The sequence below is a fragment of the Arthrobacter sp. C9C5 genome (assembly GCF_013359735.1).
Taxonomy (GTDB): Bacteria; Actinomycetota; Actinomycetes; order Actinomycetales; family Micrococcaceae; genus Arthrobacter.
The window spans coordinates 57,819-70,041 of sequence record NZ_JABFMX010000001.1; the positions used below are offsets into that span (position 1 = coordinate 57,819).

At 65.7% G+C, this 12,223-nt stretch carries 13 protein-coding genes and 1 tRNA gene; 7 read left to right on the forward strand and 7 right to left on the reverse strand.

Annotation, left to right across the window (positions count from 1 at the left end):
- The first annotated feature begins 71 nt into the window (after positions 1-71).
- A complete protein-coding gene (locus HNO80_RS00305; RefSeq protein ID WP_175320880.1) occupies positions 72-1,193 on the forward strand; it encodes a right-handed parallel beta-helix repeat-containing protein in 1,122 nt (373 codons plus the stop codon).
- A gap of 163 nt (positions 1,194-1,356) precedes the next feature.
- On the opposite strand, the gene HNO80_RS00310 is transcribed toward HNO80_RS00305, so the two are convergent.
- Positions 1,357-1,509: a hypothetical protein gene (locus HNO80_RS00310; protein ID WP_175320881.1), complete on the reverse strand. Its 153-nt coding sequence runs from the start codon at positions 1,507-1,509 to the stop codon at positions 1,357-1,359.
- Positions 1,510-1,792: 283 nt separating this feature from the next.
- On the opposite strand from HNO80_RS00310, the gene HNO80_RS00315 reads away from it, so the two are divergent.
- The 4 genes from HNO80_RS00315 to HNO80_RS00330 all read left to right on the forward strand — a co-directional run bounded on the left by HNO80_RS00315 (position 1,793) and on the right by HNO80_RS00330 (position 4,918).
- Positions 1,793-3,286: a glyceraldehyde-3-phosphate dehydrogenase gene (locus tag HNO80_RS00315; protein ID WP_175320882.1), complete on the forward strand. Its 1,494-nt coding sequence runs from the start codon at positions 1,793-1,795 to the stop codon at positions 3,284-3,286.
- A gap of 65 nt (positions 3,287-3,351) precedes the next feature.
- Positions 3,352-3,561: a hypothetical protein gene (locus tag HNO80_RS00320; protein ID WP_175320883.1), complete on the forward strand. Its 210-nt coding sequence runs from the start codon at positions 3,352-3,354 to the stop codon at positions 3,559-3,561.
- Between the two features lie 150 nt (positions 3,562-3,711).
- The gene (locus HNO80_RS00325; RefSeq protein ID WP_175320884.1) at positions 3,712-4,509 is read left to right on the forward strand and encodes an HNH endonuclease family protein; all 798 of its coding nucleotides are present in this window, start codon (positions 3,712-3,714) and stop codon (positions 4,507-4,509) included.
- 121 nt (positions 4,510-4,630) lie between these two features.
- The gene (locus HNO80_RS00330) at positions 4,631-4,918 is read left to right on the forward strand and encodes a hypothetical protein (RefSeq protein WP_175320885.1); all 288 of its coding nucleotides are present in this window, start codon (positions 4,631-4,633) and stop codon (positions 4,916-4,918) included.
- 19 nt (positions 4,919-4,937) lie between these two features.
- On the opposite strand, the gene HNO80_RS00335 is transcribed toward HNO80_RS00330, so the two are convergent.
- Both HNO80_RS00335 and HNO80_RS00340 read right to left on the reverse strand, forming a co-directional pair.
- The gene (locus HNO80_RS00335) at positions 4,938-5,504 is read right to left on the reverse strand and encodes a PH domain-containing protein (protein ID WP_175320886.1); all 567 of its coding nucleotides are present in this window, start codon (positions 5,502-5,504) and stop codon (positions 4,938-4,940) included.
- 99 nt (positions 5,505-5,603) lie between these two features.
- Complete coding sequence (locus HNO80_RS00340; protein WP_175320887.1) at positions 5,604-6,566, reverse strand: 1-phosphofructokinase family hexose kinase; 963 nt, start codon at positions 6,564-6,566, stop codon at positions 5,604-5,606.
- 135 nt (positions 6,567-6,701) lie between these two features.
- Here HNO80_RS00340 and ppk2 point away from each other — a divergent pair, with 135 nt between their 5' ends.
- A complete protein-coding gene (ppk2, locus tag HNO80_RS00345; RefSeq protein ID WP_175320888.1) occupies positions 6,702-7,598 on the forward strand; it encodes a polyphosphate kinase 2 in 897 nt (298 codons plus the stop codon).
- A 162-nt stretch (positions 7,599-7,760) separates the two neighbouring features.
- Here ppk2 and def read toward each other — a convergent pair whose 3' ends face one another.
- The 4 genes from def to orn form a co-directional block, all read right to left on the reverse strand.
- The gene (def, locus tag HNO80_RS00350) at positions 7,761-8,333 is read right to left on the reverse strand and encodes a peptide deformylase (RefSeq protein ID WP_175320889.1); all 573 of its coding nucleotides are present in this window, start codon (positions 8,331-8,333) and stop codon (positions 7,761-7,763) included.
- A gap of 46 nt (positions 8,334-8,379) precedes the next feature.
- Positions 8,380-9,534, reverse strand: coding sequence for an acyl-CoA dehydrogenase family protein (locus HNO80_RS00355; protein ID WP_175320890.1), 1,155 nt, complete (start codon positions 9,532-9,534; stop codon positions 8,380-8,382).
- 107 nt (positions 9,535-9,641) lie between these two features.
- Positions 9,642-9,714, reverse strand: a tRNA-His gene (locus HNO80_RS00360).
- 131 nt (positions 9,715-9,845) lie between these two features.
- Positions 9,846-10,493, reverse strand: a complete 648-nt coding sequence (orn, locus tag HNO80_RS00365) for an oligoribonuclease (RefSeq protein ID WP_175320891.1) — start codon at positions 10,491-10,493, stop codon at positions 9,846-9,848.
- A gap of 158 nt (positions 10,494-10,651) precedes the next feature.
- Here orn and mptB point away from each other — a divergent pair, with 158 nt between their 5' ends.
- Positions 10,652-12,217 (forward strand): polyprenol phosphomannose-dependent alpha 1,6 mannosyltransferase MptB, encoded by a 1,566-nt coding sequence (mptB, locus tag HNO80_RS00370; protein ID WP_175320892.1) that lies wholly within the window; start codon positions 10,652-10,654, stop codon positions 12,215-12,217.
- The last annotated feature ends 6 nt before the right edge of the window (positions 12,218-12,223 follow it).

Below are 12,223 nucleotides of genomic sequence, written 5' to 3' on the forward strand. Positions count from 1 at the left end.
ACAGGGCGGCTCCCCAATCGTCGAAGCGTGGAGTTCAGAGGGCGGTCTTAGCAGTTTGGGTCTGTGGCGTAATGCTCCTTTCAGGAAGCCACCCGATACGCGCGGCAGACAGGGAGCAGCCGCGTCTTGATAGCAAGACCGGTGTTGACGAACTTGTCCTGAATCCCAAGAATCCACCGTTCAACGCTGAGGGGGATGGCCTGACGGACGATACAGTTGCTCTCCAAGCCTGGCTAAATGCGGGGGGCTCGCTGCTCGCAGAGGGGTCCTTCCGGATTACCCATGGCTTAACGCTCGATGGTGACGGCCGGACGCTCAACACTATGAACGCGAAAATTGTTGCGGACGGTGTCGACATCACAGCGTTGACAGTGACCGGAAATAACAGCCGGGTCAGTGTCTACGTTAACGGCAACAACAAGGCTGCGTACGGCTTGAGAGTGACTGGGTCCGGCTCAGTCATCGAGAATGGCCGCTATGTGAACTTCCGGTCAGTCACGCAGTCGGCCCGCGGGATAGACATAACTACTACTGGGGGCGCGCTCGTCCGCAATAACGTTGTTCGGAACGTGGTCAGCCTTGGTGACAAGACAAGAGGGAACGGTCCCGGTTTCTCTCGCGGGATCGGACTCAACGCTAGGGGCCCGGCCTCTGCCGAGTCGTACATCTCCAACAATCTCATCGAGAACATAACCGGTGAAGAAGGCGACGCAATCCACGTGCTGTTCTATGACGGCATGGCGAATCCTTTCAACTCTGGAAAGGTGACGATTAGCGACAACACGATCCGTAACGTATCCCGCCGGTTTATCAAGGTCCAAGCTTCAGACGTGGCCGTCGAACGAAACAAACTGAACTTTGACCTACCGTCGGCCCCCAAATACCCTAGCTCGGCAATCGACGTGATCCGGTCTCAGGACGTCAGGATTATCGGAAACGAAATAAACCCGAACCTGATCGGCAACGACGTTGCTGTGAACGGTACTTCCACAGCGCCCCTTCGCGGCATCCAAATAAGCGACAACGTCTTGAGGCAGACGTGTTCGAAAAAGTCTGTCAACATTTACCTTAAGTGGACTAGCTCTCCGGTTGTTCGAAACAACGTTGTACACGGCGGGGGTACCGGACTTGGGATGGATTCATCCACCAACGCCCTCCTTGGGGGAAACACATTTCGGCGTCGTTGCACCTGAGGTCCCCTGAGCCTCCAAGGCTTCACGGGTGAGAAGAGCTTACGGCTGGGCCGTAGCAGTTGGACTCAACTCTGGGACCGAGATGCAGGCGGCCCCGGAGCAAACGAAAAGGGGGCTGGCACTGTGTGGTGCCAGCCCCCTCGTTTAAGCCGTAGGTTTCGGATCAGGCCTTGGCCTTCCGCTTCACCCAGCCCCACGCCGCCGTGGCGACGAACAGGACCAGGCCGATGACGGCCAGCCAAAGCAGGCCCTTCACGACGAAGCCCAGGATCGAAAGAATGAGCCAGATGACAAGTAGTGCAACTATGAGTCCCATCTGGACATCCTACGTCAAGGGCTGCGTGACGCGGCGGACCCGGCTCGTGTGAGTGATTTCACGCCGCCTCCGGCACCCGGGGCCGGCGCCCCGCTCTAGAATGGATAGCGAACGTAGATGTTCTGCCACCGGGTCTGCGTTCGCAGCCGGTGGCTTTTTCTTTGCGCTCCATGCAGGCGCGCGGGGTGGACCGAATCCCCGCCGCGTCCAGGTTCCGGAGATCCGCCGGCAGCCGACTTCCGCATACGAGGACGTATGTGGTGGATTTTAGGAAGGTAGTTCTGTGAGCCAGACGTCAGATTCTTGTCTTGATACGTGGATGGGCCGGGAGGCGCTCGCCGAGGCCATGATTCCGGTGATCGGCCGGCTGTACCGCGAAAACAACGTGGTGACGTCCATCCACGGCCGGAGCCTGATCAACAAGTCCACCATGAACATCCTCAAGGCGCACCGTTTTGCCCGCCGGATGAGCAAGGAAGAGCTGCGCCTCGAAGAGACCGCGCCCCTGCTGGACGCCCTCACCAAGCTGGACCTCGGCGCGGCAGCCATCGACATTGCCCGCCTGACCGAAAAGTACCGCGCAGAAGGCGACGGCATCAGCCTGGACGACTTCCTGCGCGAGGAGCTGGCCGAAGTTGTCGGCAAGCGCGGCGGCGACGACCGCACCAGCACCGACGTCGTCCTCTACGGCTTTGGCCGCATCGGCCGGCTCCTGGCCCGCCTCCTGATCGAGAAGGCCGGCGGCGGACACGGCCTGCGCCTGCGCGCCATCGTGGTGCGCCGCGGTTCGGACAACGACCTCACCAAGCGCGCCAGCCTGCTGCGCCGTGACTCGGTGCACGGGTCCTTCGAAGGCACCATCAAGGTGGACCTCGAGAACGACACGATCACCGCTAACGGCGTCCAGATCCAGGTCATCTACTCGGACAACCCGGCCACGGTGGACTACACCGCCTACGGCATCCACGACGCCCTGGTGGTCGACAACACCGGCCGCTGGCGCGACGCCGAGGGCCTCTCCCAGCACCTGCAGAGCAAGGGCGTTTCCCGCGTTCTGCTCACCGCCCCGGGCAAGGGCGAGCTGAAGAACATCGTGCACGGCATCAACCACGCCACCATCACGGATTCGGACAAGATCGTCTCGGCGGCGTCCTGCACCACCAACGCCATCACGCCGGTACTGAAGGCGATCAACGACCGCTACGGCGTGGTGCACGGCCACGTTGAGACGGTCCACTCCTTCACCAACGACCAGAACCTGATCGACAACTTCCACAAGGGTGACCGCCGGGGCCGCTCCGCCGCGCTGAACATGGTCATCACCGAAACCGGTGCCGCCAAGGCTGTCGCCAAGGCCCTGCCCGAGCTCCTGGGTAAACTGACCGGCAGCTCCATCCGCGTCCCCACCCCGGACGTCTCGCTGGCCATCCTGAACCTGAGCCTGGAAAACGGCACCACCAAGGATGAGGTCAACGACTACCTGCGGGAGATGTCGCTGCACTCGGAGCTCCGCAAGCAGGTCGACTACATCGATTCGCCCGAGGTTGTCTCCACCGACTTCGTCGGCTCCCGCCGCGCCGGCATCGTCGACGGCCTGGCCACCATCAGCAATGACAAGAACCTTGTCCTGTACGTCTGGTACGACAACGAATTCGGTTACAGCTGCCAGGTGGTCCGCGTGATGGAGGAAATGGCCGGCGTAAACCCGCCGTCGTTCCCGGCCAAGGACGCGGCCGCGACCCTCGAAGCTGCCGGGCTGCCGGTCGAGGTCGGGTAGCCCCACTTTGGACCTTCCCGGCCGGTTCGCTGGAATCGGCCGGGAAAGGGAACCACAATGGAGCCATGGAACAGAACTCGGCTGTGGAGCACGAAACCACCCTGGAACATGCCCTCGATGTTGCCCGGCGGAACGCCAAGGAAGCCAAGCGCCTCCTCGACGACGCCCGCGCCAAACGCGAGGCAGGCGAGATCGACGACGCGCGGGTCAGCCAGTTGGAAGCGCTGCTGAACCTCGCCGAGGAGGACCTCCGCAGGGTCACCAAGGAACAGTGACCGCACGGCACTGACCAGCAGGCGGCTGTGCGGCCGCTAATCCCGGGGCGTGACCTGACCTGTCCTGCACACTGTGGACAACCGGCCCGCTGTCGGTGCCCCGGCCTAGGCTGATGAGGTGCAGCAGTCCCACCCCTCCCGGGAACTTCCTTGACCATCACCTGGCGAGACTTCAGGCGCGCCCGGCGCCGGTCCCGCCAGGCCTGGGCGCTGCTGGCCGTCACGCTGCTGGCGTTGCTGGGTGGCCTCGGCTGGTTCTTCACCGCCGGCCAGTTCGCCATCGCAGAGCCGAGGATGGCGGGCCCCACCGAAGCTCCCGTGCTGGCGGCGGGTTGGATGAAACCGGTCGCGCCGGTACGGGCCGTACCGTCCGGACTCGCCGTGGACGTGCTGGCGGTGCTGCCGGTCAAGGGGCGTGCGGCCAGCGGCAACTACAACCGCAGTGTCTTTGGCCAGGCGTGGCTCGACGTCGACCGCAACGGCTGTGACACCCGCAACGACATCCTGCGCCGCGACCTGGCCGGCGCCAGGTTCACCGAAGGCTCCCGCTGCCGGGTCGGATCCGGGAGCTTCCAGGAGCCCTACACCGGGCGGACCATGGCCTTCCGGCGCGGAGCGGATTCCAGCAAGGCGGTGCAGATCGACCACGTCGTGGCGCTGGGTGACGCCTGGCAAAAGGGGGCCCAGCAGCTGAGTCCGCTTCAGCGCCAGCACCTCGCCAACGATCCGTTGAACCTCATCGCCGTTGACGGTCAGGCCAACCAGGACAAGAGCGCGTCCGACGCCGCCACCTGGCTGCCGCCGAACAAGGCGTTCCGCTGCCACTATGTGGCCCGGCAAATCTCGGTGAAGGCCGCCTACGGGCTGTGGGTGACGCCGGCCGAAAAGGACGCGATGAAACGGGTTCTTGGTGCCTGCCCTGGGCAGCAGACCATCGTGCCGCGCTGACTGGTGCGCACTGACCGTGCCACGCTGACGAGGTCGGCCGGATTCCCAGCTCATTGACAGGCGACACCACCAGGTCTACGACTGGACTCGTCAGCTAAGGCCCACCATTCGAGGAGCAGAAATGGCCTACGGAGTTGTGCACTTTTTCCCGGGGGGAACCAAGGAACAGTACGAGGCGTCCATTGCCGCGGTCCATCCCGGCGAAGGTCGCTTGCCGGAGGGTCAAGTCTTCCATGCCGGCGGCGCTTCAGCCGGAGGCTGGACGATCATGGCGGTCCATGATTCGAAGGAGAGCTGGGAGAAATTCCGTGACGGCATCCTGATGCCCAAAATGCAGGCAGGCATCGAGGGCGGCTTTAGCTCCCCGCCGGAAGAGACCGTCATCGACCTGTACAAGGTGATGCCTTAGCCCGCCGGATCCTCGGCTCTCAGAAGAGCACCGAGACCAGGCACCAGCCGGCGAGGAGCAGCCCCAGGGCCAGCATTGGGACGTTCCATTCGGAGACGACCGTGCGGTCGGCCGAACTCCAGCCGGAGCCCCCCGTCCCGCTCGCTTGGCGGGCATCCTGCCAGGCCCTGACAATCGCATCCCGTCCGCCCGGCGTCGGAGACTGGCCCATCCGCTCATTGGACGGAAGCATCCCGAAGGGGCGTTCCTTCCAGTCCCGGGCCTGTTCGAACCCGGCGCCAAAGGCGCTGGGCGGCGTCGGGGCGCCCCAACTGACGTACCTCTTCCCGGCGGCTTTCACCGTCACGGTATAGCGGACCTCGACGTCGTCCACCGCGGCGAACGGGATCCGGTGCCGACGGAGGCCGTTCACCACGTCAAACCCGTCGGCTCCGACGATCAGCCTTGGCTGCCACTGCGTCAGATAGACCAGGAGTGCCGCGGCAGCCAGCCACGGAGCGGCCGCTACAGCGGCCCCGCCCCTTCCCGCGAGCAACAGCCAGCCAACGGCGGCAGCGCTGCCGGCCCAGACCAGGAGCGATACCACCCTCCCGGATGGCTCCTTGAAACTGCTCGGCTTCGGTCTTGAGCGTGTTCTGTTTTCCCCCATGCGGCCCATCATGCCAGCGGTGCGCAGGTTTGGCGGCTAAGCCCCGAGGACCTGTTCGGCGAGTTCAGCTTCCAGCCGCTCGACGTCGACCCGGTGGCACAGTTCGGTGGCGCGCGTCGTGACGGTTGCGCTTCCGGCGGCGACCGCCGAGCGGAAGGCATCGGCCAGGGTTCGACCCTGTGCCAGCCGGAGCACGAAGGCTGCCAGGAAGCTGTCGCCCGCACCGACCGTGCTCTGCACCCGCACCTGCGGCACGCCCAGCCGGAGCGTACCGCCGCTGGAAGCAAGAACGGCTCCCTGCCCGCCAAGGGTCAATGCGACATGTTCGGCGGATCCGTCGGCCACCAGGGCCATGGCAGCGTCGAGTTCGCTTTGCTCGCTGTCCAGTGTGGTGCCGAAATGCAGCCCAAGCTCCCGCCGGCTCGGTTTGACCAGGAACACCCCCTCGGACAGGGCAGCGGCCAAGGCAGGCCCGGAGGCGTCGACCACGCACCGCGCATTCTGCTCGCGCGCCAGCCGGGCCACCTCCGCGTAAAAGTTGTCCGGCACCCCGGGCGGAAGGCTGCCGCTGGCCACCACGTAGCCACCCGGCTGGATGGAATCCGCCACCAGGGCCAGGCACAGACGCCATTCCGGCTCACTCAACTCGGGCCCCTGGAGGACAAAGCGGAACTGCTTCCCGGTGGACGTCTCATCCACCGTGAAGTCCTGCCGCGTGCTGCCCTGGATCGGCACTACCAGGGTGGCGAGCCGCTCCGCCTCGATCAGCCGCCGGTACGCCTCGCCCGTCGGGCCGCCCGCCGTGTAGACCGCCAGGGGACGTCCGCCGAGCCGTTGAACCACACGGGCCACGTTCACTCCGCCGCCGCCCGGATCCAGACGGCTGGGGCCGCAGCGGAGCTTATGACCGCTGGAGACCACCTCGGTGGTGGTGCTGATGTCCAGGGCGGGGTTCACGGTGACCGTGAGGATGGGCTGCGCCGGCGTGGTGGCTTCCATGGGCCCAAGCATAGGAGCGAGGGCTTACCGGTGTCCCCGGGCCGAGGTCCCCTTGTGGGCAGCCGGCCGCTCCGCAAGAATGGGCGCGGCAGGGCAGGCGGCTGGAAGTCAGCCGCCACTACTGGGGCGGGAACCATGGCACATCGCAAGGCAGGCGCCGGCAAGGGCAGTGCCGGCAAAGGTCTGGCGCGCCGGAAGGCCGGCCCGGGAGAGGACCCAGGGCAGCCAGCGCGGTTGCCGCTCGGCGTCTATGCGGCCGAACTTACCCGGCTCCAGGCGGAGCTGGTTGCGCTGCAGGAATGGGTCCGCAGCACGGGCGCGCGGGTGCTGGTGATCTTCGAGGGCCGCGACGCCGCCGGCAAGGGCAGCGCCATCAAGCGGGTCACCGAGTACCTGAATCCCCGCGTTGCCCGGATCGTGGCGCTGCCGGCGCCGACCGAGCGGGAGCGGGGTGAATGGTATTTCCAGCGCTATGTCCAGCATCTGCCGGCAGCCGGTGAAATCGTCCTGATGGACCGCTCCTGGTACAACCGCGCCGGCGTCGAGCGGGTGATGGGATTCTGCACGCCCGCTGAGCACAAGCGCTTCATGTCCCAGTGCCCGGTCTTTGAGCGGCTGCTGATCCAGGACGGCATCCTGCTGTTCAAATACTGGTTCTCGATCAGCCACGCGGAACAGGAACGGCGGTTCAGGTCCCGGCTGGAGGACCCGCTGCGGCAGTGGAAACTCTCGCCGATGGACCGGGAAGCGATCCTGCGGTGGGAGGACTACTCGCGGGCCAAGGACGACATGTTCATGCAGACGGACACCGCCGAATCGCCGTGGTTTGTGGTCGAGGCAGAAGACAAGCGCCGGGCCCGGATCAACATGATCGCCCACCTGCTCTCCAGCATCGACTACACGGAAGTACGGACGGAGCCGGTGACCCTGCCGGAGAGGCCGCACGCCGTCAATTACACGCGCCCGCCGCGGGATCTCTTCCGCTACGTCCCGGACCACGCCGCCCTGCTGCTGAAACCGGCCGAGGACTAGCCCGCCGGCGCGTAACTCCGCGGCGGAAATTCCCCGCCTTTGCGACAGGCCGCCGGCGCGTCCCCCGAAATTGCCGGCGATTTCCGGTGCGTCGGCGTCAAACATGGGGAGAATCCGCGCCCGCCGGCGCAGTCCCGCCTTTGGGAGTAGGCCGCCGGCGCGCTAGTGGCCGAACGGGTCGGGGTCCACACCCGGCATCCACGTCAGCCCGGGGACGCCCCAGCCGCTCTTCTTGGCCTGCTTCATCGCCTTGCGGGAGTACCGGTCGATCAGCCGGTTGACGTACAGCTTGCCGTCGAGGTGGTCGTATTCATGCTGGATCACCCGAGCGAACCAGCCCGTTGCCTCGAACTCGACGGGGTTGCCGTCGCCGTCGAAGCCCTGCACCCGGGCCCATTCGGCGCGTTTGAGCGGGTACTGCCCGCCCGGGAAGGACAGGCAGCCCTCCTCTTCCTCGTCCGGGTCCGGCAGCGCCCCGGAGACCTTGGAGAGGGTCAGCACCGGGTTGACGACGACGCCGGAGGGCGGGGCGCCGTCGTCGTTGGCGTACTTGTAGACGAAAAGCCGCTTGCCCACGCCGACCTGGGGCGCGGCCAGGCCGACGCCGTTGGCGGCGTCGTTGGTCTCGAACATGTCCGCGATCAGGGTGCGGAGCTCGTCGTCGAAGACCTCAACTTCGGCGGCCCGGCGGTGCAGCACGGGTTCGCCCCAGATCGTGATGGGTAGGACTGTCATGTCGAAAGAGTTCCTTTGGTGCTGTTGGCTGCTGGTGCTGCGGCGGTCAGCCTGCGATGGTGCGGCCGACGACGTCGCGCATGATTTCGTTCGTGCCGCCGAAGATGGTGAGCAGCCGGGCCGCGAGGAAGGCCTGCGCCACCGGGTACTCCAGGATGTAGCCGTAGCCGCCGTGCAGCTGCAGGCACCGGTCGGTGACGGACTTGGCCCGCTCAGAGGCCCAGAGCTTGGCCCGTGCCGCCGAGGCGGCGTCGAGCTCGCCCGCGTTGAACGCCCGGATGGCCTGGTCCACGTAGGTTTCAGTGACTTCAACCTCGGTGAGGATGTCGGCCAGTTCAAAGCGGCTGTTCTGGAAATCGATGATCCGCTCGCCGAACGCGTTGCGGTCCTTCGTGTACGTCACGGTCGCCTCGTAGACGGCGCGGACGACGGCGGAACTGGCTACGGCGATGGCCAGCCGGCCCTGGGGGAGCTGCTCGGCGGCGTACTGCAGCCCCTTGCCTTCTTCGCCGACCAGGTCCGCGTGAGGCACCCGGACGTTGTCGAAGAACAGCTCAGCGGTGTCCGAGGCCTTCAGCCCCATCTTGTCCAGCTGGTTGCCGGTGTTGTAGCCCTCGGACTTGCGCACCATGAAGAGCGAGAAGGAGTCGCGGCCGCCCCGCCCGGTGCTGCCGTCGGTGCGGGCCAGGACCAGGGACGCGTCGCCGGAGATGCCGTTGCCGATGAAGGTCTTCTGGCCGGTGATGAGCCAGTCGTCGCCGTCGCGCACGGCCTTGGTGCGGATGCCGCGGAGGTCGGAGCCGGCGCCGGGCTCGGTCCAGGCGACCGAGGTGACCGTCTCTCCGGAGACCATGCCCGGCAGCCAGCGCGCTTTGAGATCGTCTGAGCCGTAGGCCAGCAGGTGGGGGAGGACCATGTCATCGTGCAGGTGGAAGGCCAGGCCCACGGCCAGGTGGTTGCTCTTGGCGAATTCCTCGTCCAGCACGGCACGGAAGCGGTAGTCGTCCATGCCCAGGCCGCCGAACTCTTCGGGAACGGCGAGCCCCAGCAGGCCCTGCTCGCCGGCCGCGGTCCAAAGCGAGCGGGGCATCATGTGGTCCTGGTCCCACTGGCCGTAGTGCGGGGCCACCGCCCGCGCGTTGAACTCCGCAGCCATCTCACGGAACATCTCGTGGTCTTCTTCAAAGAGCTGGCGCTTCATCGCGGTTCCTTCCACGCATGGACAAGACTGGACAGACAACAAAGGCCGCACCGGATATCCGGTGCGGCCTTTGGGAAAGGTCGGACAATTCTACCGTCCTTTGTGAGGGTGAGCGACGGGGGTTGAACCCGCGACCTCCTGGACCACAACCAGGCGCTCTGCCAACTGAGCTACGCCCACCATGTGCCCCGCCATGCCTTCCGGCGAACCGGCTGGCTGAAAAGGCAACGACAAATAGCTTACCTGCTGTTTGGGGGTGGTTTTGCCACTTTCCTCGAATTCGACGAAATTTTCCCTAAACGTGGTGGAGATTACTCCGCGGGTGCTGCTGCCGGCGCGTCTGCGGGTGCATCCGCCGGGGCCATGATCGACTTCGCGATCCGCTGCGCCGTGGCGCTGTCCGGACCCGGTGCGGGCACGAAGACAGCCTCCCGGTAGTAGCGGAGCTCGTCGATGGAATCCTTGATGTCGCCCAGGGCACGGTGGCCGCCGAGCTTGGCGGGGGACTGGAAGTACGCCCGGGCGTACCAGCGCCGGGAGAGTTCCTTGATGGTGCTGACATCGATCACGCGGTAGTGCAGGTGTTCCACCAGCTCCGGCATGTCGCGGACCAGGAACACGCGGTCGGTGCCCACCGAGTTGCCGCCCAGCGGGGCCTTCTTCGGGTCCGGCACCCACTTCTTGATGTACTCGAGCACGACGGCCTGGGCTTCGGCCATGGTCTTGCCGTGGGGGAGTTCCGCCAGCAGCCCGGACCGGGTGTGCATGTCGCGCACGAAGTCGTTCATTTGGGCCAGCGCGGCGTCGTCCGGCTTGATCACGACGTCGACGCCGTCACCGAGGATGTTGAGTTCCGAATCCGTCACCAGGGCCGCGACCTCGATGAGGGCGTCGTTCTTGGAGTCCAGGCCGGTCATTTCGCAGTCGATCCACACGATGCGTTCATTAGATATAGGCACCCGCCCAGCCTACCGTTCCGCCGCCGCTGAGCGGTCCGGTGCTAGGATTTCGGGTACGCGGCCGTCGAAGATTTTCGTCATCGCGGCGTGCCCCATGGCCGGCTTGTCGGTCCGCTGCGGGCCAAAACGAGCCCCACAAGAGATTGGACGATCCTGAGATGACGGCGCCTGTACCTGCGGCGGGGGAAACGGCTGCCGGTACCTCCCGCCAGTCCCCGAAGGCCGTTGTTGCTGATGTGGACAACGCCAGGTCGCCGATCCTTGCCGGATTCCTTGGCTCCGTGTTCATGGCGGTCGGCTCGCTCGGCGTCGGCTGGCTCGCTCCGGTCTCCGAACTGCGGCGCCTGCCCTTGTTCATCTGGATGCGGACCGAGGCGGTGGGTGTCGGGCTGAGCATTGTGCTCCTGGCGGTCGGCGGAATGCTCCTGGTCCGCGCCTGGCTCCGGCTGGGGCAGCGGGTGCGGACCTGGGGCCCCGGTGCCCGCAAGGCGACGCTGCTGGCGGTGGCTGCGTGGGGGCTGCCGATGATGTTCTCCGTCCCCTTGTTCAGCCGCGACGTCTACGCCTATATCGGCCAGGGCCGCCTGATGGTGGAAGGCTTCAACCCCTACGAGAACGGCATCTCGGCGCTGTCCAACTACTTCCAGCTGGGCGCGGACAAGATGTGGACCGAGGCTCCCGTGCCGTACGGGCAGCTCTTCCTCTGGATTGAACAGTTCGTTGTCTGGTCCACGAACGTCCACCCCGAGGCCAGCATCATGCTGTTCCGGCTCGCGGCCCTGCTCGGAATCGTGCTCTGCGTGATCTACGTGCCGAAACTGGCCGAGCTCCACGGCGTCAACCCGCACCGCGCCCTCTGGCTCACCGCCGCCAACCCGTTGTTCCTGACCAACTTCATCGCCAGTGTGCACAACGATGCCCTGATGATCGGCCTGGCCCTCGCCGGCCTGTACTACTGCGCCACCAAGCGCGTGCTGCTTGGCCTGGTCCTGGTCACGCTCTCCATCTCGGTCAAACCCATCACGATCGTGTTCCTGCCGTTCATCGGCCTGCTGTGGGCGGGCAAGAACGCCAGCTGGCCGCGCAAGTTCGTCTTCTGGGCCCTCACCGCCGGCATCAGCCTGGCGCTGCTGTACGCCATGAGTCTGGTCAACGGCTTCGGGTTCGGCTGGATCAACGGGCTCTCCGCCCCGGGCAGCATCTGGATCTGGTACGCGCCGGTCGGCCTGCTGGGGCTCATTGTCGCCTCGATTTTCAACGCCTTCAGCCTGGACGGCTGGGGGATGGCCAAGTGGGTGTACGACGCCGGGAAGCTGCTGGCGCTCGGAATCGTCGGCTGGCAGATCTTCCGCGGCGACTTCGACCGGCTGATGCGACGCCTCACCCTGGCCTTCGCCGCCGTCGTCTTCCTCGCCCCGATGATCCAGTCCTGGTACGTCGTCTGGCTCATCCCGCTCTTTGCGGTGACCGGCATCCGGGACGACTGGCAGGTCAAGGCGGTGTACTTCATGGTGTCCTTCTTCATGGTCTACGCCATTTCGGACCAGCTGGAAGTCTTCCCCTACCTGCAGACGGACGACCTGGGCCTCGCGCTCGCCCTGGCCCGCAACGCCGCTGCCATCATCGCCCTGCTGTTCGCGCTGTACCTGATCTTCCTCGATCCGAAGACCAAGCAGCTGTTCAGCAAACCGTCGGAACCGGTGACCACCCGGCCCGTCATCTGAGCCTCA